The organism is Mesorhizobium sp. B2-3-4 (genome assembly GCF_006442315.1).
Lineage (GTDB): Bacteria > Pseudomonadota > Alphaproteobacteria > Rhizobiales > Rhizobiaceae > Mesorhizobium.
On record NZ_VFVY01000004.1, the window covers coordinates 197,743 to 216,956 of the forward strand.

Annotated in this window: 24 protein-coding genes; 2 read left to right on the plus strand and 22 right to left on the minus strand. The window is 60.9% G+C overall.

Translation table 11 applies throughout. The features are described from left to right. Window positions 1-78: 78 nt before the first annotated feature. The 7 genes from FJ967_RS08885 to FJ967_RS08915 are packed head-to-tail and all read right to left on the minus strand — an operon-like array spanning window position 79 to window position 4,865. Window positions 79-1,140 carry a head morphogenesis protein gene (locus FJ967_RS08885; protein ID WP_140731332.1) on the minus strand — a complete coding sequence of 354 codons (1,062 nt, stop codon included), beginning with the start codon at window positions 1,138-1,140 and terminating at the stop codon, window positions 79-81. A gap of 3 nt (window positions 1,141-1,143) precedes the next feature. Continuing rightward, window positions 1,144-1,521 (minus strand): hypothetical protein, encoded by a 378-nt coding sequence (locus tag FJ967_RS08890; protein WP_246675226.1) that lies wholly within the window; start codon window positions 1,519-1,521, stop codon window positions 1,144-1,146. Window position 1,522: 1 nt separating this feature from the next. After that, window positions 1,523-2,008 carry a DnaT-like ssDNA-binding protein gene (locus tag FJ967_RS08895; protein WP_140731333.1) on the minus strand — a complete coding sequence of 162 codons (486 nt, stop codon included), beginning with the start codon at window positions 2,006-2,008 and terminating at the stop codon, window positions 1,523-1,525. A gap of 6 nt (window positions 2,009-2,014) precedes the next feature. Then, on the minus strand, window positions 2,015-2,299 hold the full coding sequence (locus FJ967_RS08900; protein ID WP_140731334.1) for a hypothetical protein: 285 nt from the start codon (window positions 2,297-2,299) through the stop codon (window positions 2,015-2,017). Window positions 2,300-2,309: 10 nt separating this feature from the next. Continuing rightward, window positions 2,310-3,263, minus strand: coding sequence for a major capsid family protein (locus FJ967_RS08905; protein ID WP_140731335.1), 954 nt, complete (start codon window positions 3,261-3,263; stop codon window positions 2,310-2,312). 15 nt (window positions 3,264-3,278) lie between these two features. Further along, the gene (locus FJ967_RS08910; protein ID WP_140731336.1) at window positions 3,279-3,716 is read right to left on the minus strand and encodes a capsid cement protein; all 438 of its coding nucleotides are present in this window, start codon (window positions 3,714-3,716) and stop codon (window positions 3,279-3,281) included. Window positions 3,717-3,719: 3 nt separating this feature from the next. Next, window positions 3,720-4,865 (minus strand): DUF2213 domain-containing protein, encoded by a 1,146-nt coding sequence (locus FJ967_RS08915; RefSeq protein ID WP_140731337.1) that lies wholly within the window; start codon window positions 4,863-4,865, stop codon window positions 3,720-3,722. A gap of 66 nt (window positions 4,866-4,931) precedes the next feature. Here FJ967_RS08915 and FJ967_RS08920 point away from each other — a divergent pair, with 66 nt between their 5' ends. Further along, complete coding sequence (locus tag FJ967_RS08920) at window positions 4,932-5,162, plus strand: hypothetical protein (protein ID WP_140731338.1); 231 nt, start codon at window positions 4,932-4,934, stop codon at window positions 5,160-5,162. Window positions 5,163-5,172: 10 nt separating this feature from the next. On the opposite strand, the gene FJ967_RS08925 is transcribed toward FJ967_RS08920, so the two are convergent. Genes FJ967_RS08925 through FJ967_RS08935 form a run of 3 tightly spaced genes read right to left on the minus strand, consistent with a single transcriptional unit; the run spans window position 5,173 to window position 8,745 of the window. Beyond that, a complete protein-coding gene (locus tag FJ967_RS08925) occupies window positions 5,173-7,002 on the minus strand; it encodes a phage portal protein (RefSeq protein ID WP_140731339.1) in 1,830 nt (609 codons plus the stop codon). Beyond that, on the minus strand, window positions 7,002-8,348 hold the full coding sequence (locus FJ967_RS08930; protein WP_210243570.1) for a terminase family protein: 1,347 nt from the start codon (window positions 8,346-8,348) through the stop codon (window positions 7,002-7,004). The genes FJ967_RS08925 and FJ967_RS08930 overlap by 1 nt, the downstream gene beginning before the upstream one ends. Continuing rightward, window positions 8,284-8,745 (minus strand): terminase, encoded by a 462-nt coding sequence (locus FJ967_RS08935; protein ID WP_140731340.1) that lies wholly within the window; start codon window positions 8,743-8,745, stop codon window positions 8,284-8,286. Before FJ967_RS08935 ends, FJ967_RS08930 begins: the two co-directional genes overlap by 65 nt. 97 nt (window positions 8,746-8,842) lie before the next feature. Between FJ967_RS08935 and FJ967_RS08940 the strand changes: the two genes are divergently transcribed. After that, window positions 8,843-9,523: a DUF4145 domain-containing protein gene (locus FJ967_RS08940; protein WP_140731341.1), complete on the plus strand. Its 681-nt coding sequence runs from the start codon at window positions 8,843-8,845 to the stop codon at window positions 9,521-9,523. Between the two features lie 143 nt (window positions 9,524-9,666). Here the strand turns inward: FJ967_RS08940 and FJ967_RS08945 are convergent, their stop codons facing one another. The 12 genes from FJ967_RS08945 to FJ967_RS08995 form a co-directional block, all read right to left on the minus strand. Further along, window positions 9,667-10,314, minus strand: a complete 648-nt coding sequence (locus FJ967_RS08945) for a transcription termination/antitermination NusG family protein (protein ID WP_140731342.1) — start codon at window positions 10,312-10,314, stop codon at window positions 9,667-9,669. Beyond that, window positions 10,311-10,946: a hypothetical protein gene (locus FJ967_RS08950; protein WP_140731343.1), complete on the minus strand. Its 636-nt coding sequence runs from the start codon at window positions 10,944-10,946 to the stop codon at window positions 10,311-10,313. Before FJ967_RS08950 ends, FJ967_RS08945 begins: the two co-directional genes overlap by 4 nt. Next, a complete protein-coding gene (locus FJ967_RS08955; RefSeq protein WP_181175717.1) occupies window positions 10,939-11,403 on the minus strand; it encodes a DUF1376 domain-containing protein in 465 nt (154 codons plus the stop codon). The genes FJ967_RS08950 and FJ967_RS08955 overlap by 8 nt, the downstream gene beginning before the upstream one ends. Then, window positions 11,403-11,600 carry a hypothetical protein gene (locus tag FJ967_RS33300; protein ID WP_181175718.1) on the minus strand — a complete coding sequence of 66 codons (198 nt, stop codon included), beginning with the start codon at window positions 11,598-11,600 and terminating at the stop codon, window positions 11,403-11,405. Before FJ967_RS33300 ends, FJ967_RS08955 begins: the two co-directional genes overlap by 1 nt. Beyond that, complete coding sequence (gene dcm, locus FJ967_RS08960) at window positions 11,597-13,090, minus strand: DNA (cytosine-5-)-methyltransferase (protein ID WP_140731345.1); 1,494 nt, start codon at window positions 13,088-13,090, stop codon at window positions 11,597-11,599. Before dcm ends, FJ967_RS33300 begins: the two co-directional genes overlap by 4 nt. Continuing rightward, window positions 13,087-13,704: a GcrA family cell cycle regulator gene (locus FJ967_RS08965; protein WP_140731346.1), complete on the minus strand. Its 618-nt coding sequence runs from the start codon at window positions 13,702-13,704 to the stop codon at window positions 13,087-13,089. The genes dcm and FJ967_RS08965 overlap by 4 nt, the downstream gene beginning before the upstream one ends. Further along, window positions 13,701-14,714 carry a DNA methyltransferase gene (locus FJ967_RS08970; protein WP_140731347.1) on the minus strand — a complete coding sequence of 338 codons (1,014 nt, stop codon included), beginning with the start codon at window positions 14,712-14,714 and terminating at the stop codon, window positions 13,701-13,703. The genes FJ967_RS08965 and FJ967_RS08970 overlap by 4 nt, the downstream gene beginning before the upstream one ends. Further along, the gene (locus FJ967_RS08975; protein WP_140731348.1) at window positions 14,693-16,078 is read right to left on the minus strand and encodes a DEAD/DEAH box helicase; all 1,386 of its coding nucleotides are present in this window, start codon (window positions 16,076-16,078) and stop codon (window positions 14,693-14,695) included. The genes FJ967_RS08970 and FJ967_RS08975 overlap by 22 nt, the downstream gene beginning before the upstream one ends. Before the next feature lie 5 nt (window positions 16,079-16,083). Further along, entirely contained in the window at window positions 16,084-17,169 is a 1,086-nt protein-coding gene (gene dnaN / locus FJ967_RS08980; protein WP_140731349.1) for a DNA polymerase III subunit beta, read from the minus strand. After that, on the minus strand, window positions 17,169-17,480 hold the full coding sequence (locus tag FJ967_RS08985; protein WP_140731350.1) for a hypothetical protein: 312 nt from the start codon (window positions 17,478-17,480) through the stop codon (window positions 17,169-17,171). Before FJ967_RS08985 ends, dnaN begins: the two co-directional genes overlap by 1 nt. A 21-nt stretch (window positions 17,481-17,501) precedes the next feature. Further along, a complete protein-coding gene (locus FJ967_RS08990) occupies window positions 17,502-18,044 on the minus strand; it encodes a helix-turn-helix transcriptional regulator (RefSeq protein ID WP_140731351.1) in 543 nt (180 codons plus the stop codon). 149 nt (window positions 18,045-18,193) lie between these two features. Further along, window positions 18,194-18,379, minus strand: a complete 186-nt coding sequence (locus FJ967_RS08995) for a hypothetical protein (RefSeq protein ID WP_140731352.1) — start codon at window positions 18,377-18,379, stop codon at window positions 18,194-18,196. Window positions 18,380-19,214: the final 835 nt, after the last annotated feature.

The following is a 19,214-nucleotide window of genomic DNA, read 5'->3' on the forward strand; positions in this document are numbered from 1 at the left end:
AGGTTGGCTTGGTTAGGGCCGACGCGGTGTTACCAGCACCAAATCGGCCCGTTTTTATAGCATGTTCAGAAGGTTGCGTTAAGCGCGGTCAGCGCGGAATTTGCTCTCCAGTTGGTCAATGAACGAGATGCGGTATTCGCAGAAACACTTGCATCCGAGCGTGTGCCTGGTCGGGACGCCGGGCGCATGCGGATATGGGATCGAAGTCCCATCGGGCGCGGTAAACGACTGATCGAACGGCACTACCTGCCCTTGCATGGCCTCGTGCTGTTCCCTGCCGTGCTTCTGCGGCGTGTGCTTCCAGCCTTTTGTGACGTGCTGCGCCTGAAGGTTGCCCTTCTCCATTTGCTGGCGAAAGGCGATGTCTTTCGAGGCGCCGAGGGCTGCGAAGGTTTCATGCAGACCGATCGTGTCGGCGCGGAGCTTCAGCAAACTGTCCGCGTACCGACCGGTGATCCGATCGACCAGTGCGGCCGGAACTGGTTTCCACGCTTCGATCGCGGCCAGAACAGTCTTGTCGAACCGCTTGTCGCGCCGCGTCCGCTCGAGGTAATTCCGCATCTGCGCCGGGTCGCCGGAGAGCAGCTCGTCGCGCGCCGTGGCGACGAATGATGATTGCGGGCCGGTTAGGCCGATGATGGCACCTTCGCGGCGACCGGTAATGGTGCTGACCCTGCCGACCACAGAGACAGCCGTCTTGGTCGGGTTGTCGCCCCGGGCAAGCCCTGTCTCCAGCGCCGTCCTTATCGCGATCTGCTGATCCTGGACGATGCCGGTTATCAACTGGCTCGAATGCGTCTGTAGCCATTGCTCGGCGCCGACATTCCTCGCATCCCAGCGGACCACGATACGATGGCCTGACGGATCGCGAAGGGTCGGGAATTGATCGACAGTCGCAACCCCGCCGCCGTTGAAAGCCGCCCGGATCGCCTCATCCAATGGCCGGAAGGCGGCCGGGTCGAGGTTCATGGCGTTGACCGCGCCATTGATGTCGCCGCGCTCAAGCCTCTCTACGATCCGGCGCAGGACGATGTTGGAGGTGATGTCGTCGATCGCTTCGATAAAGGCAGCACGAACGGCTGGCTCGAACTGGCTGACGAGGATTTCGAAGCGCTGACGCGGGGTGAGACGGACGAGCATCTATCAGCCCGCCACGAAAGCGATATACGCGACCACAGTCCCGGCCGGCGGTATTGGCCGCAGGTCTTTCATCGCCAGTTCAACACCGTCGATTACGAGCAGATCGGTCATGGCTGGCACGACTTCCGGCACGGCGAACGTGACCTGGTTGTCTGTCGCCACGATGAGTGTGCCATCGACGTATTTCTGCGAAACGCGTCGGACCACAGCCTCGAGTGGCCACGTCTCAACCGACGGCTCGACCGGCACCCATAGCTGGTCTGGGTCGGGAACGCCGGGCGTCTCGCGCTTCAACTGGACGATGCCCTGCCCGAGCCCGCCGTCGGCGTCCGACTGGAGCAGTTCGGTGACCATCTCGGCCATTTCGTCGTAAAAACCCACGTCACACCACCATGATGGCGGGCTGGCCGAAGACCGGACCGATCAGTGGAGCGAGCAGCCCTTCAATGATGGTAGACACCGGAGCGTCAGGCGCGAAGATGTTGCTGCTGTCGCCGGGTTCAAAGAACTCGCGCTCGATCCCCTCAACCTTCTGACGCTTCACCTTCTTGGATGGATCGAAGCTGATGGACAGCGATCCAGGCTTGGTCAATTCGATATAGGCGGCCTCATAGCTGGCCTGCTCAACTCGGGCCGGGATCAAGTCCGATGCCAATGCCGTGCCGTAGGCAGTGGCACCGGTGCGCGGCCATTCCCGCTCCTGCGACAATCCGCCAGTCGGCTGGCCAGGGAACCGGAGACCATAAGTCCCGTCGAGATAGGCGCTGCCCCGTTGCCTCAGTGCTGCAAACGGGGCATCCGCCGCATAGGTATAGCCGGCCGCGTCCCAATACGCCATGAGAGCGGCATCTGATCCGTAGCCGGCCATTCGCTGTTACTCCGCCAGTTTGGCGTCGACAAGCTCCTTGAGCTTGTCGGTCGGGATGTTCCGGGCATACTCGATGCCGAGTTCATCCGCCTGCTTCTTGAGGTCCTCGCGGTCGAGGGAGCCTTCATCAGCCGCCTTGGCTGCGCCGAAGCTGAACCATCCAGTCGCTTTGGCGACCTTCATCTCAGCATCGGCCATGTCGACGTCAACAGTCTGGCCGGGATCGACCAGAACGGCGCCGTCGAGCGTGTTCAGGCCGCGCGGGCCTGCCTGGTTGTTGGTGACTTTCATGGTCGCCTCCTTAGATGCCGTCGAGGTAGCGGACCGACTTCGGCCGGCGGATGTCGACGCCACCGAGACGGAAGATGCCGGGCACGTCGAATTTGATCGGCCCGGTCTGCCATGCCGGTAGGAACCGGAACGGCATCGGCATGTGGAACTTCAGCACCTCCGGCGAGCGGCGATAGGCCACCATGCGCTTGGTGCTGGAGGCGCCGGCCGTGTCGAGGAAGCCGAACATGCCGCGGATCGTCAGCGGCTGACCCGTCGTCAGGGTGTAGATGTTGTTCTTCATCACCCATTCGAGGATCGTGGTCTGGTTGACCGTATCGATGCGGCGCGTCGAGATGTCGAGCAGCACGGAATACGGCAACAGGATCGTGTCGGCGATCTCCGCCCCCAGCGTGCCGGTGAAAATGCCGGTGATCTGGCCGTTGATGTCGCGGAGGATTTGGTCCGGCGTCTTGGACACGAAGGTCGTGGCCGAGCCGGTGCCGTCCGCCGGTGCCGTTGTTGCCGTCGGGGTCGAGGAGTTGACCAGGCCGGTGAAGCCCTTGCCGCTGTCGCCGACGAACGCGACCTGCTCGATCTTCTCCTCCGCAACACGGCGGGCAGCGCTGGCCTTGTCCGGCGTCAGGTTCATCCCGAGCAGCTGAGCCGTGCCCAATTCTTCGAGATTGTACCCGTAGCCGATCGCCGCCATGGAGACGGTCGTCTCGAACTTCTCGCGGGTCAGTTCGACTTTGGGCACGTCGTGGGCGTTGCCGTTGAACCACTGCGCCTGGCCGACCGAGTCCATCGAGAAGTAGGTGACGGACTGGATCCATTCCGGCGCCGAAGTGTCCACCGGAACCAGCGTGGGATACTGGATGTCCTGGTAGCGGATCGCGTAGACCGTCGGCTCGATGAGCGAGGCCTGACGGATAAGGAAGCTCATCGCAACCTGCTGAGCGTCCTGCATGTTATGTGCGTTCATTGAGATCGCTCCTGGTTAGCCGAGGCGCAGTGCGGCGAGACCGGCACCGGCGGTGCTGGTGTCCCACTGCGCGCCGGCGATGAGGGTGTTGGAGGTCGAGACGTTCGTGAGAACGCCGGTCGCTGGGACGTAATAGACGGGATCACCGACGGCGACGGCGACCGATGCCTGCACGACGATGACGCCCTTCTTCATGAAGGCGCCGGTGTCGTACTGCTCGTACTTGCCGTTGGGCTTCGTGGCGTCGAGCACCGCGATGCCGACGAACTTGACGGTCGCCTCGGAGTCGACGACCTGGTGATCGCCAGTGCCCTGCACCGCGACCTTACCGAAGCCAATGCCCTCAGCGTCCTCGCACTCGCGCGAGACGACGACGGACGGCTCCATGTCGAGGACCATGCCCTCGACCCAGCGGGCATGCTGGGCGTTGTAGGTAGTCTGAATGGCCGGCATCGTTTAGGCCTCCTTCTTCATCTGCCATGCCGACGACAGATGGTCGGTCATGGCCTTGTGAGCGGTTGCGGCGGGCGCGGTGTCGACAGTCTTGAGACCACCAGCGACCACTGTGCGGAACTGATCGGCGCCGCCGGCATCCTTAACTGCGTCCTCGACCAGGATGTCGAAGCGGGCGTCGATATAGGCGTCGGTCTTGTCCGCGATTGCGGCGTCGCCGAGCTTGGCCGACACGGCGGCCTTGCGGATGGCCGCATCGCTGAGACCGTCGGTCTTGACGTCCTTGGCGATTGCCTTGGCCTTGCTGATGAGATCGGCACGGGCCGCGACACGCTTGTCGAGGTCGGCATCGGAAAGCACCTTGCCCTTCAGCCCGTCGATTTCGGCGTCCTTCTTGGCGAGGTCCTTGTCCTTGGCGGCGATGGCGGCGGCGTGATCGGTTGCCAGCGCGGTCAGCTTGGCCGCCGAGGATTCCAGATCCTTCAGCAGCTTGGAAATGGCCTGGGCGCCCTGATCGGTGGTGGTCACCGACAGTCCGTCCACGACCACAGTGCGAAGTGCATCACTCATGGTGATGGTCTCCTTGTCAGTGGTTGAAATCGGGGCGGCGCCCCATGGTCCCACACCGTCGCCGATGCGAGCTTTTGAACCGGCCCGGGCTCGATCAACGAGCGCTAGGTGGTTGATCTTGATCGAGCGCTGCTGCGCGTCATATGCCTCGCCGTCGGCTGTCACACCGGGCGTAAAATCGAGCTCGCAGGTGTAGCCGGCTGAAAGCTCACGCTTGCCATCCACGACCGACTTGATCGCGGCGGCATCCTTGAGGATCAGCGGAAGCATCACCCATTGGCCATCCTGCTTGGCGGCAGTGCTCACCTCGCCGACTGACAGGGCTTTCCAATTCTCGGCACTGACGCCCTCGTCGGGATGATCAACGGTGATGGGAGCATGGGAGAAGGATTGCAGGCTGTCCTGCGCAAAGACCTGATCGGCGGCGCGATAGACCCGCACAACCTCCTGGTCCGGCTTGCCGACCTCGTGGCCGGCATAAAGCTGAATCCCAGTGCGCACAGCGCGCGCGGTGGCGACCAAGTAGCCGTCGGCGGTCTGGCGCGTTCCCGCGACAGATACTTTGTCGGTGAATTGCATGGGAGTTGGCCTCGACTAATGTCCAGTCCTATGCCTGAATAGACTGGGATCTATTGGGAGGACTTCATGGCTTGGTATAAGTATCCGAACTTTCTCGCGCAGCAGAACGGTGCCGAGTTCGATACAATTCATCATCCCGGGCAAAACACACCGATTTCTGGGATTTACAGATGCACCGGGTGTGGCTTGAGTGCGACGTTCGTGGCGGACAAGACAATACCGCCGCAGAACCATCACCAGCACCCAAATGCCAGCCCTATTTCATGGCAACTCATCGTCAAGTCGCACTGGAAGTGATGCCTCTTGGCTACGTCTCCTTCACTTCCTCGAACACTTCCGGCCCCAGAACGATCTTGCCGCGGTAGGGTTCGATCTTGGTCAGATCGACCGCGGCCTTCGTCAGGCTGATGTGCGGCTGATAGTCCTCGAAATCGTGGCTCGCCCCTGCCCTGACGATCTCCTCATGCCGCCAGCAAAGCTGCGATGAGGCGAACATCAGCACGGCGGTCATGTTGCCAAGTGGCTCGACCACGCGCGGCCCGCCTGGCGGGATGAGAAGCTGGCCATTGTTGGCCGGTCCCCATTCCGAGGCATTACCCGCCTTGATCCAGTCGATGGGCGTCCGGCTGTAGACGATGGTGACGTGCAGGTCCGGGACCAAGTCGGGGATGCCCTGTTCACGTGCCCAAGCCTTGATCTCAGCGGCGTTCACGACATCGCGACGGACATAGAGCGTGCGCGGCTCGGCGTCGTTCGCTGCCTTCCGCTGTGGCGGGACATCTGCGTTCTGATTTGCGGCCGCGGCGGCCAGTTCTTCCTCGCTGGGCTCCTGCTCCGCCAGCGTGCCGAAGGTCTCTATCGCCGCTTCCAGGCCGGGCAACGAGCCATCCTCGACGAAGGTGTTGACCAGCGCCTCGCTCAAGGCGTCGATCGGCAACAGCGGGCTTTGGCCATTGCCACCGGCGAGAGCCCGGGCCGCGTCCGCCTTGGCCTTGAACACCGTGGCCTTCTCGGTTTCCGACATGCCCCAGAGTGGCGCCCATTCGTAATAGATGCTGGCGTCGCGCGCGCCCGTCGCCGAGCGGATCAGGCATTCATCCAAGCGATGCATCGCCGGCGTCATCTCGACCTGCTGCATGGCCGAAAGGCGATCGTAATAGTTGCGCAGATCGCTCTCTCCGGTCGCATTCATGCCGGCCGGAGACTGCCCAAGGAGACGGGTTGCCGGGATATCGGCTGCACCGGACACGATCTGGAGGAACCGGTCCAGCACGTCAGGCAGGGTCGCGAAAGACGTCGCCTTGCTCTCGTATTCCTCCTCCTTGTCGAGCATCAGCGTGCCGTTGATGCCCTTGGAGGTGTTCGCCAAGGTGTAGCGCTCGAGGATCTTGCGCTTGTAGTCCTCATTGGCGAGTGAGGCCATGAAGTTGGGAATGCGGATGATGTCGACCTTCGCCTCGAACACCAGTGACGCAATGTTGGCCGAGGTGTTGTCCGCCTGTTTGATCGCCTCCATGACCGAGAGGAGAACGCTGTCACCCCAGACCAGTTCGGACGAGGCGGCGAGGTCCACGTCGGGTTGGGCGTTGCCGGCGAAGATCACCAGGCGGGACGGGTGGATTGCCACCTGCGCATCGGTGCCCGCGGTCAAGTTGTAGACCTTCGGCTTGCCATACCATTCCGAGCCTGGATCGCGATCGATCTCGCCCGTGGACAGTTGGCGGCGCGTCAGCACCGTCAGATATTTGATCCCCGATTTCTTGATCCTGGCGGCCTCCAATGGCTCTGCCAGGTTCGGGTCACCCACTCCGATATGGATGGCTGCTCCGCCCCAGAGACGGGCCTTGACCCTTGCTTCCAGCACTTTGCCGCGGACGTTGAGCCGGTTCTCCTCGGTCTCGATGTCCTCGATCTGGTCGCCATCGCTCTGCCAGTCGCGCCATGCCCGCACGCTGTCAAAGGCCGGGATGTCGACGATCTTCCTGGGCAACCAGGCACCGCGGTACGCGTTGAGTAGCTGGGTGTCATCGAGGATGGGCAAGCCGTAATAGCTGCCGGCCGCCTTGTCGCGGTCCGTACCCAAGCGCGAGACCAGATTGGTCAGGCTATCCCTGAATATGGAAATGACATTCGCCATCAGATATTCGCCAACGTGAATGTCGTGCCGTCCAGCATCAGCTCAGTCAGCGCCCAGACGAGCGCGTCGGCCCGGTCGGGCGAGCCTTCGCCGACATAGCCCTCCGGTGCGATGAGGCACATCTGATCTTCCAATTCTGGCATCGAACCGACATGACTGACCCTGCCTTGCTCATAGAGCGCCGCGACCGGTTCCGCCCTGGCCACCTTGCCCCGGCTGGCGGTCACTTCCTTGTAGGGAATCGTTGGATCGATCGTCTTGATGACGTGCTCAACCATGGCACCGCCGAAATTGCGCTCTGCCACGACCCTGTCGGCCTTCACCTTGTCTGGCGTCCGCGACCAGCGGCCATGATATGCATCGACAGATCGACGCCCCCAGCCGTCAGGAGATAGCTTGCATGTCCTGTCAGCCAAGACATAAGCACGTCCATCAACACCCTTGCCGGCCACGACAATGCCGATCTCATCGCCGTCATCGCTTTGCCCCTTAGTGCCGGATGGGTCGACCGCAACCACAACTCGTTGCAGGTCTGGGAAGTCGCGGACGCGGTTCTTGTCAATGGCATCGCGGGTCCACAGCGCGCCGGGAAGATCGTCGAGGATCTCGGCGTTTAGTTCCTGGCGGCCGAGCCTTGTGCCCTCGTATTTCGCCACCACTTGAGTGAGGAACGATGGCGCCAGATTGTCGGCGTTTTCGAACGTGCTGCCCTTCGTCACGACGGTAGAGGGAGAGTTCAAAATCTCCTTCAACACCGGGATCGGCCGGGGCGTCGTGGTGATCACCTGTTTCGGTGCATTGCCGAGGCGCAGGCCGAACTGCAACTGATCCCAGGTTTCGCGAGCATACCGCCATTTTGCGAGTTCATCGCAAAATGCGGCATCATGCTGCGGACCGCGTAGCTGATCCGGTTCGACTGCGTTGTACAGTGTTGCGACCGCGCCATTCGGCCAGGTCAGGCGACGTTTCGACGGCTCGTAGAGCGGCCGGAAATCGGCCGGGTGAACCGAGAGTATTCCGCTGTCACCCTCTACCAAGACATCGCGAGCATCGGCTGCGGTTTCGGCAACGATAGCAATCCGGCCGTGTGTGCCGCGGGAGAGCGGCGTCGCGCCACATGCAATGCTGCGAACCCACTCACTGCCGCATCTGGTTTTGCCGAAGCCTCGCCCAGCAAGGACGAGCCATGTGAGCCAGTCGCCGACGGGGGCCAGCTGGTTAGGCCTACCCCAGAACTGCCAATCGTACTCCAGATCGGCGAGATCGGCTTCGGTTAGGTCACTAAGAACCGCTTCCCTTTCCTTGGCGCTCAGCGAGGCCAGCGAGACGGCTAGCGATACGTTCACGCGCGGATACCTCTACCTGTACTGGTCCGCCGCCAGGCGCCGAAATCTCAGTCGACACACGGTCCTTGAACTTGTCGGGACGGCGGGCCTTGAGCAGGAAAATGGTCAGGGTGTCCGAATACTCACGGATTTCACCGACACGCTTGCCCCCTTGATAGACTGGCTTCTGCACCCCGTCACGGGCGCGGCGGTGAGCTTCATCCTCGAGGCGGTCGGTTCCCTCGTCGACAGCTTCGTCCCACATCTTGCGGAATTCGTCATCGGCATCGCGCCATTCGTATGCGGCGGTGCGTGAAATCCCGGCGTTGATGCAAGCCGCGGTGACCGACTGACCATCCCGAAGCGTGTCGAAGAAGGCCGCTTCTTTTTTAGGTGTTCGGATTGTCGGCTTTGCCATGGGCGATCAGACGCCGTTTGGCGCTCCTATGTGGCGCTGCTTGTCTGTGAGCACCAATAATGTTTTAGGTACGGGATAGCCGGGAGGGTAGAACAGAATGCCAACTTATCCAGTCAGAATTGGCTCCGCGAGCACCACGGACAGCGTGCCTACAATAAACCTCCGCTGCCCGCGATGCAGGCACGAAGGCGCGTTCCATTCAATTCATGCCGCAAAGGATGTGCTCTGGGAAAATATTGAAAAGGTCAACAATGCGCCAGTATCGGTCGGCCGATCGGCGATTGGCATGCGACAGTGCCCAAACGAAGAATGCAGAGGTTTTATCTTCGTCGTCTTGTTCAAAGGCAAGCTTATTGAGTCATTTCCGCCGCAAGTCATCGATTTCGACGCTAGCAGTTTACCGCCCAAGATACTGTCAAGCCTTGACGAGGCTATCCGATGCCATAGTGCCGGGTGCTTTCGAGCGGCAGCATTGATGGTCCGACGAGTATTGGAAGAACTATGCGACGACAAATCGGCAACCGGAAATAATCTTAAGGCGAGGATTTCCGCGCTGAGCTCGACCATCGTCGTGCCGCCCGATTTGTTGGCAGCAGCAGATGAGTTGAGGCTATTGGGAAACGACGCAGCACACATCGAAGCACAAGTTTATGATGCAATAGAGGCGGAAGAGATCGAGGTCGCGATCGATTTGGCCAAGGAGCTCCTTAAAGCTGTCTACCAATACACTTCATTGGTTGCGAGGATGAAGGCGCTTAAAAAGCCATCGGTTCCATAAGTCAAAAACGCTTCGCAAACGGGGAGCGGTGACGCTCTCCCCTATGGCCCGGCGAGTATTCCCTCCGATGGAGGTCCGCTACAGAACAGCCAAATCACCTGACCGGAGATGATAAATCATCTGGGCCAAAGCGCAAGCGATGTTCATGCTGCGTTCTGCCGCGCGTATGGCTCGATATCGTCGGCGTCGAACTCGGCCGCGACCAGGCGTCCGAACAGTTCGATCATGCTCTTGACGGTCCCGCGCCCGGTGACGCCGACCACCTCGCCATGGAAGCCAGCGAGCATATGCGTATGCTGCCAGTCCTGCTTGACGCGGATCGCCTGGCCTTCCGGGAACGTCATCTGGATCGTCTCCCTCCGGGTCTTGCCTTCCAGCTTGCGCTTGATCCGCGATTCCTTCGTGTCATCGAACTCGAGCTCGGCCTCGGCCCGCATGTAGCGTTCGACATCGCCGGTCGGCACCTGCCAGGGTTTCCCGAACTCCCCATCATAGCTGAGCAGCCGGCCGAGCCCGTCGCAGTCCTTGAGGTACTCACCATTCGCCGACGGCAGCGAGACGAAGATGTAACCGGTGAAGAGCGGGAAGCGCCGCACAATGCGCGCGTTCGTCCGGTGATGGATGATCTCCTTGCGCATCCGCGGATAGTAGCACTGGAAACCTTCGTCGCGGATCGATCGCTCGGCGATGATCTCGTCCTTCCGCTCTTCCGGAATACCGATGCGATCCTTGGCCGTGCGGGAGCCGCCGGGGCCGATCTTGGCGATGAACCACTTTGCTGAATTGCTCATGACCGACCTTTCACGATTTTGGTTTGCTCAAGCTTCGAAACGTCCTGCCGTGGCCGCTTGAGCGCGTCGATGCGCTGCTGCTCCGCTTCGTTCAGGCCGAGGTGCGGCAAGCCCTGGCGCCTTGCGGCGCCTGCGGTGACGGCCTCAGCCAAGGCAGCGACACGTTTCCGGACGGCAGGATCCTGCCGTTCCATTTCGATCAAGTGGCGCTTGTGGTCGTCTGTGGCGCGCTCGATCAGCTTCGATGCCTCAGTTCGCAGCGCAGCCCGTTCGGACAGGAATGGCGTCATGATCGCCCTCGCCCGCCTAGCGAACTCGGCACACGTCGGCATGAACTGGCCGGTGTGATTTTCGACGCGGCCGGCGAGGAAGTCGTTGCAGGCCTCGGATATCGACCATCCAGGTAGATCGCAGCAGGCTTCCCGGAAAGCCTCGGCCATCTCGGCATGAACGATCCCGGGCTGATCGCGGAACTGACGAAACATGCGCAGCACCACGGCACCGATGTCGCCCGGCTCGCACGACTTGGTGAGGGCGTCGATCTCACTGACACGACGAGCGATTTCCCGAGCGCGACGCCTGTACCGCTCGGGCAGCTTGTCGAACTGATCCTGTGGCACAAGTTCAGCCATTGGCGAACACCTTCCTGATCTCGTCTTCACCCGTTTTTTTTCGCGCATCGCGCGCCGAAAAAGCGTTAGCTTTTTCTATTCTGTTATCTGGTTCTGTATGGCTTACGTTTGGCTGCTTTAAGCCTTTGTTTTTCCTTGGGCATCGCGCGTTTTCGCTCTGTTTATCTCGGTGCGATCTCAAAGTTTCCAACTCGATAATCGCGCGATAATTTGAAATTGCCGCGCCATTTACGGAGATTTTTCCGAGCGAAATGAGGGCTGATCGGATGCCATTCCACTTGCGAACGGACAGCCCGAGCAGCCCCGCGATGTACCGATCGTTGTCCGGGAGCGCGCCGCCCTGCATGTAGATGAGGTCGAGCAGTAACCCGTATGCAGCCTTGACCTCGAACGGCATTCCGATCGTGCCTTCGATGAAGTCGCGCGGGTATCGCTTATAGTAAGGCAGGCCGTTCACTACCCTGCCCTCCGATCGGCGCGAGCGCCTTCCTTGGCCAGTGCAAGCGTACGATAGACGGCGTCCTCGCGGCAGCGCAACGCGTCGGCGATGTCCTTCGTATCGAACTGCCCTGACGCCCATAGAACGATTGCAGCGTGCGCCTGGGCGTCGCGGAGATAGGCCGCTGTGGATGGATCGTAGTCGAGCGCTTTCATGCGGCGCGCTCTTTCTGCGGTTCGACGGCGATCTGCTCGACCATCTCGATGCGCCGCCCGACCCAACGAGCTACGTTGACCGCCCAACTGTTTCCAAGCGCCTTGTACCTGGGGCCGTCGGCGGCTGGCTTGCCGCGATAGGGAACGTCGGTGTAGCCATCAGGAAAGCCCTGCAGGCGTTCGCATTCGACAGGCATCAGCCGGCGGACAGCCCAGCCTTGCTGCACATAGGTGGTCTGCTTCATGCCAGGTTCGGCTGCGAGAGCGCCGACAATTTGCCCATCGCCATCTTGCAGCCTAACTTCGTCACGGCTGTTCTGGGCAAAGGCGACAGCTGTTGGCTGCCCGCCACCTGACTTGCTGGGGATCGTCAAGGTGGGGCTAAGGTCTTCAGCCCATTTGGGTTCCTGCTGCGTTGAGAGGCCATAGGCTACGGCTTGCGTCACCTGCCTCGCCTCGAGCGTGTAGGCGGCGCCGTCTTGCCTGGCGTCGACGCCATCGGGACCAGCGCTAGGGTTGTCGGATATGGCGCGCTCTTGAATGGCTATAGGCACGATTGGCGTCCCCCGCCCCGTCCCATCCTCGCCGGCGTCGAAGCCTTCGGGCCGAAGGCTGTGCGCAACCAGTCCAGCGGCTTCCGGGAAGCCGCTATGCGCATCGCCGTTGCTGGTCAGTGTTTCCGAGACTTGGTGCGTGATGAAGGTCTCGCTTTCGAAATCAAGACGGCCATGGGGGCCACCGTGAGCATTGACCGCCGTCGCCACCTCAATCGGCCCACGCTGGTTATTGCCTCCATACCCGACAGCAACTACGGGATCCTGCCCGCGCGTCTCTCCCGCGCGCTCTACGCCCCGGCCACTTGCTGTAAGGCTTGAGACAACATCGGTGGCAGTTCCTTGCCCCGCTTCTCGGCGCGGCGGAGAATTCCCGAGCACGCTTTCGGGCTCAGAAAGTACCGCTGCGGCACGTCGCCAGTCTCCAAGATATCCGACAACGAAGACACGGCGGCGTCGTTGCGGGACGGCACGAGGGAACCCGTCCACTCGGACATGCTGCGCGTCCAGCACCCGGAAGGCCCACCCGTACCCCAGTTGCCCCAGGCCTCCGAGGAAGGCAGCGAAATCCCGTCCTCCGTCGGATGACAGGACGCCAGGCACATTCTCCCAGATGACGTAGCGAGGCCGGAATTTATCAACGACTGCAAGGAAGGTGAGGCTGAGGTTTCCTCTTGGGTCAGCAAGGCCCTTGCGAAGGCCAGCGACCGAGAAGGACTGGCACGGGGTGCCTCCACAAATAAGGTCAATTGTCCCAAGGTCAGGCCACTCCTTGAATTTGGTGATGTCGCCAAGGTTCGGGACATCGGGATAGTGGTGCGCGAGAACGGCAGACGGAAACGCTTCGATCTCGGCGACCGCGGCGGCTTTCCAGCCCATTGGCGCCCACGCGACAGATGCCGCCTCGATGCCACTGCAAAGACTGAGGAATCTCATGCCGCCTCCGCCAGAAAGTTCTGCTCGCGGTTCGTCAGCCGCGCCTCATGGTAGGCGCAATACGGCTTACAGAACTCGACATGAAACCCGCAGCAGAGCATGTCCGGACCGGTTTTCTCCTCGAGGTCGGAACTCAGCGGCGCGCGGCACCGGTTGGGCAGGCAATCGAGGAATCGTATTGCTGCGAAATGGGGCTGGCTGGCTATCGCCGGTCGGCCTGTCGAAGGGGATTTGAGGCGAAACGCTTCGCCATCCCGGTCGATCTCCTCGATCGCCGAGATGAATAACCTACCCGGAAGCTGGTATGGCGCGGGATATCTGGCCGCTACACGGCCCTTTGCCCGAGGCGGCGCGGAAGGCTTGGGAGCACGGGCTGCCTTCGGGATCTTTGGCAGCGACTGTTTGCGCGGCCGCCGCTCGGAGCGCGGGCCTGTTGCGTTGGCGAATCCGATCTTCCTCAGCGTCTGGTTTCGGCGGACAATGCCGATGATCGCGTTCCGCGTGAATACGATCCCACGTTCATCGCCAAACCGCTTGGCGATGCCGGATGCCGCCAGGCCCTCTTTCAGGAGTTCGGCGATCCTTTCAATGTCGGAGCGAGTGTAGCTGGTCATGCTGCCACGCTAACCTCGACGTCGTCGGCGTCCTGATCGATGGAGAACATGCCCTCTTGGGCGGGCGCCGCAATGTTCCCGCCAAGTTTGGCGTTCTCCAGATTGCGGACGGCCTGTCGAAAATAAGCCGCTTTGGTATCGGCGCCTATGCCCTTCCGGCCCTTGGTAACCGCGGACCAAACTTCGCTACCGACCCCCATGAATGGGGTGAGGATCGTCTCCCTTTCATTGGTCCGCATCTGAATAAAGCGGTCGATCACATCTAGCTGGAGCGGGTGAACATGCTTTTCATCGTCGGGATCCTTCGCGTCGACATATGGGAGGACACGTCCCATGCGGATGTCATCCCAGATCGACGAGGCGTACCGGCGCCATATCCAATGCGAGAATTTGTTCTGCTTCTGACCGCCGCTAAACCCCCGAAGCCGCCGAACATCGACCGGCATTTTGCTGTCGTCGCCGGCATACTCCAGAAAGCCCGTTGGATGAGCCACAGGAACAGGGTTTTCACCTCGCTTCCGAAATATGAGGAGGTAGTCGGCTGATGCCACTCCACAGTGGACGCTGTCGTCGACCGCGGTTTTGTGCGCCAGGTTCTTTTGCATGGTCCGGTTGCGGACCCAAAGCGGCTCTTTCCAGATCGCGTGTCGGCAGATGAAATCGAAACCCATGCGCTGATGAATCCGGATGATGTCTCCGGGGAAATCGATATACGCGTCAGACCCGGTATTGCCGGTTGGGACGTCCATGCAGTGAACCGCAGAGCAACGCCCCCGCAGCGTGATCCTCTCGACCTCTCGCACCACGTACTCATAGTGCTCGAAGAACTGGTCGTAGTTCCGGCAATTCGACAGGTCGCGCTCATCGCTGGAATAATTGTACAGGCCGCCGAAGGGCGGGGAATACACTGTTCCATGCACCGATTGGGCCGGCAGATCCTGCATTACATTGATGCAATCGTCATTGTAGATCGCGTACGTGTCGGTGATTACGCTATCGGCGTCAGCCATGACGGCACCTCGATTTTTCTAAGGGAAGAATGCGCCATCGTCACCGAAAGCGAGTTGTTCATTTCGGAGATGAGGTTTCCGAACATAGCCTCAGCCTGCCCAGCTTTGCGCTTGCGGTTTTCGATGACCTTGCGCTCGCCCTCAGTCATCACCGTGTCGACGACGACTTCCTTGGTCTGGCCGAAGCGCCAGCACCGCCGGACGCCCTGATAATATTGCTCGTAAGAGTGCGAGGGAAAATCCACGACATGCGCGCAGTGCTGGAAATTCAGCCCCAGCGCCGCGATCCTGGCCTTCGTGACGAGCACCCGAAACCCGCCATCAACGAAGTCCATGAGGCGCCCTTCCTTAACGTCGTCTGATTGAGATCCCGAAACCTGCTTGGCGCCGGGAATCATCCGCTCGAGCAAGTCGGCTTCCTCATTGAATTGGCACCACACGATAGCGGGCCGATCATGGCTTGCGAGCTCGGCGGCGCGCTCGCAGCGCGCCTTTATGGTGCGCTTCTTTTCCTCACGCTGTTCCGGGAGCGTGGAGGCGGGCGGGTTGAACAGCCGCCAGCTGGCGCAATTATTGTCCTCAACCAGATGCTCGTTTTCGATCAGCGCCGGCAGGACAAACCGACCGTCATCAAACCCGAGATCGGAAGGCTTCCGGATTGCGCGCGCCCAAGAACATACCCAGCGCCAGAACGGCAATTCGGCATGCCCCTTGAAGCGCCACTTCGGGGCCTCGCCGTACATGCGCCGTGTCGCGCTGTTGTTCTGGTCGTTTTTGAAAAAGCGGTTGAGCATGTCCATGTAGCCCATGTACCCAAGGGCCTCGGACGAAGTGCCAAGCTCCATGTAATCGTTCGGCGCCGCAGTAGCTGTTTCCAAAAGCCGATACGGCACTTTGCGCATGAAATCCGTGATCTCAGCCTTTCGAGATCCGTCGAAGGACTTGAGGATCGAACTTTCGCCGCAAATGACGCCGGCGAAGTCCGAAGCATTGAACGCGGCAAGGCGTTCGTAATTGGTGACCGTCAGCTTTGCCGGGATAGACCCATCGCTAGAACGGGCGGCTTCGATGCCGAATTTTGCAGCCTCGCGAACAGACTGCGGCGCCACCGCAAGTGGGTTGAGGTACAAGACTGGCCGATTGGTGTGCTCGATGACATTTTGCGCCCAGACCAGCGCCTGGACCGTCTTGCCAAGTCCGCAATCCTCGAACAGCGCTGCCCTGCCCTTGCTTACGGCATAGGCGACCATCGCTTGCTGGAAGTCGAAAAGCTGGGACGGCATAAACGTCGGCTCGAAACCGCCGTCCGCGCCATCGTGAGCCTTTCGCGAGAGAAAAGCGGAATAGTCGGGGACAATCGACATCCTACCTACTCCGCAGCCATGGCTGGAAGGTACTGCACCACACGGGCGTCCCTGAGCGGGAAGGCGAGCGCGACCCGTGTATCATCCCGCGGGTCGGTCAGAACTCCCGTTGCGTCGTGGGCAACGAAGCCGAATCGGATCATCTCGCAATCGAACGAAGACAGCACCGAGGCCAGAAGGTCGACTGCATAAACAATCTGGAAATCAGCACCTTCGTAGGCGACTTCGTCATCAGCGTTCTGCCCTGAAGAGGACGCCGAAAACGACGCCAAGCCATCTCGGCCGATGATCAACACAGAACTCGCAACTAGGCCCGCTCGCTTGACCGCCGCCAGAAACTCGACGCGATCTATAAGAATGGCTTGGGTTGAGGCTGGGATAAGGTTCCGAACCTCTGGATAGGTAGCCTCGATCAATTTCGAGGCGATAGTTTGAGTGCCAGAGCTCAGCCGGATGAACGTTTCGGTCACGACTGCGTCAACGTTCTCCTGCCACGCCGGTATCTCGAAAGGAGGAACGATGACATCGAAAATTCGGCTGCATGGCGCTGAGAGCATCGACAACCGATGTGTGTCCGTAGCGCAGAAGTAGACTGCCCCGTTTTGCGACCGCCACGACACGCCAGTGAGGTAGTAAGCCCCTCGCGGGTCGATGACCGCAAACGCCACCTCCTTTGTCACGCGGGTCAGAAGTTCGCCTGGCAGAGTGAAGGTTTCGCCCTTCTCGCTGTCCAACATGGGCAGAATCGGGAAGTCTGATGCCGGCATGACCGGAAGCACAAAACGCTGCTTACCGCACACGACACGTGCTTGCCTGTCATCCGCGTCGATAAAGACTTCTGAACCGGCAGACGCATCAATGGTCTTGCGCAGAAGTTCGACCGGCAAGCACACAGAGCCCGGCCGATCGATCGCTGACGGGAACATCTGGCGCGCTGATTGTTCGCAATCGGTCGCGACCACCGTGACTGCACCATCGGACGCGTCGATCCTAACGTTCGCCAAGATGGGAATTTTGGGGCCGCGCGCCGCGTACTTTCCAACGAATGTCAGTGCGGCGAGGATCTTCTCGCGTTCAGCAGTGAAGCGCATTATGCAGCCTCCTGCATCCGGCCGGCGATGAGCCTCTGCCGCCCGCTCAGCGAGCCCAGATCGGGATAGGTGTCGAACAAGAGGCCGTAAGCCCGAATCGCATGGGGCGACGTACGCGCCGCCTCGGCAACGAGGTCGGCGATCTCTGCCAGTTCATCCGGGCTTTCCGGATCAGGCATAGCATCGCGCTCGATCAACTCGTGGACCAGATCCGCCGCCGAGAAGTCACTCAAGTCCGCGTCGGGCGCGCCAAATCTCTCGGTGTACTCCTCCTTGATCTCAGAGTCGGTGAATTCGTCGATGGTAGGCATGCGTGTCCTCCTCGTGATGGGTCATTCCGCAGCCTCCAAGATCTCGGAAAGCTGCCTTGAGATTTCAGCCAGCCTGGCGCGCTCGATGATCGGCGCCGCCCACTGGCGGGTTGATGGAACTGCTTCGGCGAGAAAGGCCGGACCAAAGGCTGAGATCATCGAAGCGAGATGCTCGCCGGATGGTCTGGTCTGGCCTGATATCCACTTCTCGCAAGTTGAAACCGTCGCGCCGACGACGCTGGCAAGATGCGCCGCTGTCGACGTCGGAAAGGCGCGTCGCGCGAACCGGCAAAAGCCGTCCATGTCGAGCCGCAAAGTTTTGTGGTCGAAGGTCGAAGACATTCTGTGGTGCCCCATGCTGGATTGAAGTCCAGCTATCGGGGCGAATTCGCGGATAACCGTGGAGCCCGCGTGATGGCGGTCCCAGGTAGGATTGAGCAGCATGAAAGGTCCCCACAGACACATTACAAACAGTGAGTTTTGGACAGAACAGGACAGACGAGATGCCGCGCGCTTGCTTGCAGGCTTGGACGCGCGGACGAGATTGAGGGCGGCGAACGACAATGTTCATGCTGCCTCCCTCGCGATGGCGATAAGGCGGCGCAACTCCGCCTCAGCCTCGGAACGAGTGGCACCGGTGGCGAATGCGCCGGTGTGAGGATCGCGAGCGGTCCAAGTGCCGCCAGACGTGCAGATGATGACGAAAGCCGCGCTCATGACCGCACCGCGTCGATTACGGTCTGAATGACGCCCCAGCACCAAACAACGGGGATCATCACCGGCCAAAACATGGCGAGCACGACGGTACCGATGGATAGTCGGCCGTCGCCAATTTCATGGGCGTACTGGACCGCTAGCAGCGAACCTACGGCGTAGAGGTAGATTGCAAGACCGCTCATGCTGCTGCCCTCCCCCGCTGCCGTGCCACGGCGGCGTCATTGGCGCATTTGGCGCAGGAGGCTTGGCTATGCGACCAGCGGCAAGACTGCGGCTTCTGGCAATCTGGATTGGGCGCCGGCGATGGTGCCTTCTTGAGGAATGCCGGGACATCGGCATCGGAAATGGTGACGGCTTGCTCGGAATGGCCCCGTATAGGCCCGTCCTGACCAACGACGGCCTTCTGAGGACCGTCATTTTTTGCGCGAGCAGCTTCCGAGTTTGGTTTGCTGGGCTGGCCGTCAGCAGCCCCCGAAGTGGCGTGGTCAGGTATCTCGGAATTATCGGCCGGCGCCGCGAGGGGATCGGCGCCGGCCTCCACTGTTGCAGCCAGGGCTGGGGAAGCGGACGCTGCAACAGGGTTGGAATTGGTGGCCGAAGCGGAGGGAGGAGGTTCCGCCCCGGCCTTATCCGTCGTCTCTGGGGAGGAGGTCAGATCGGACGAATTGGCATCGGAATTGGAATGCAGCGACTTTTCGCCCTCACGCGCTGCCAGCGAGGTTTTGCCCTTACTCGGGCCGTCGAACGTGTTGGCATTGTCGGCATCGGTTACATCTTCGCCTCCTGTGTTGGCGCTTCCGCTGCCCTTTTCATGGGTGCGAGCCGGAGGACTTACGCGGCCTGCGCTGGGGTCAATCCGACCGGACGCCTTGCCGTCGGAATTCTGCTCAATGATCTCGCCGGTTTCCGGGTCGTGAGGGGCGGTGGCGAAACCGTCGGATTTCGCGCTGGAAGCCTTGGCGACCTTAGATTTTGGGGTGGTGCTCTTCGGCTCCTCGTGCACGTGCACGCGAGAGG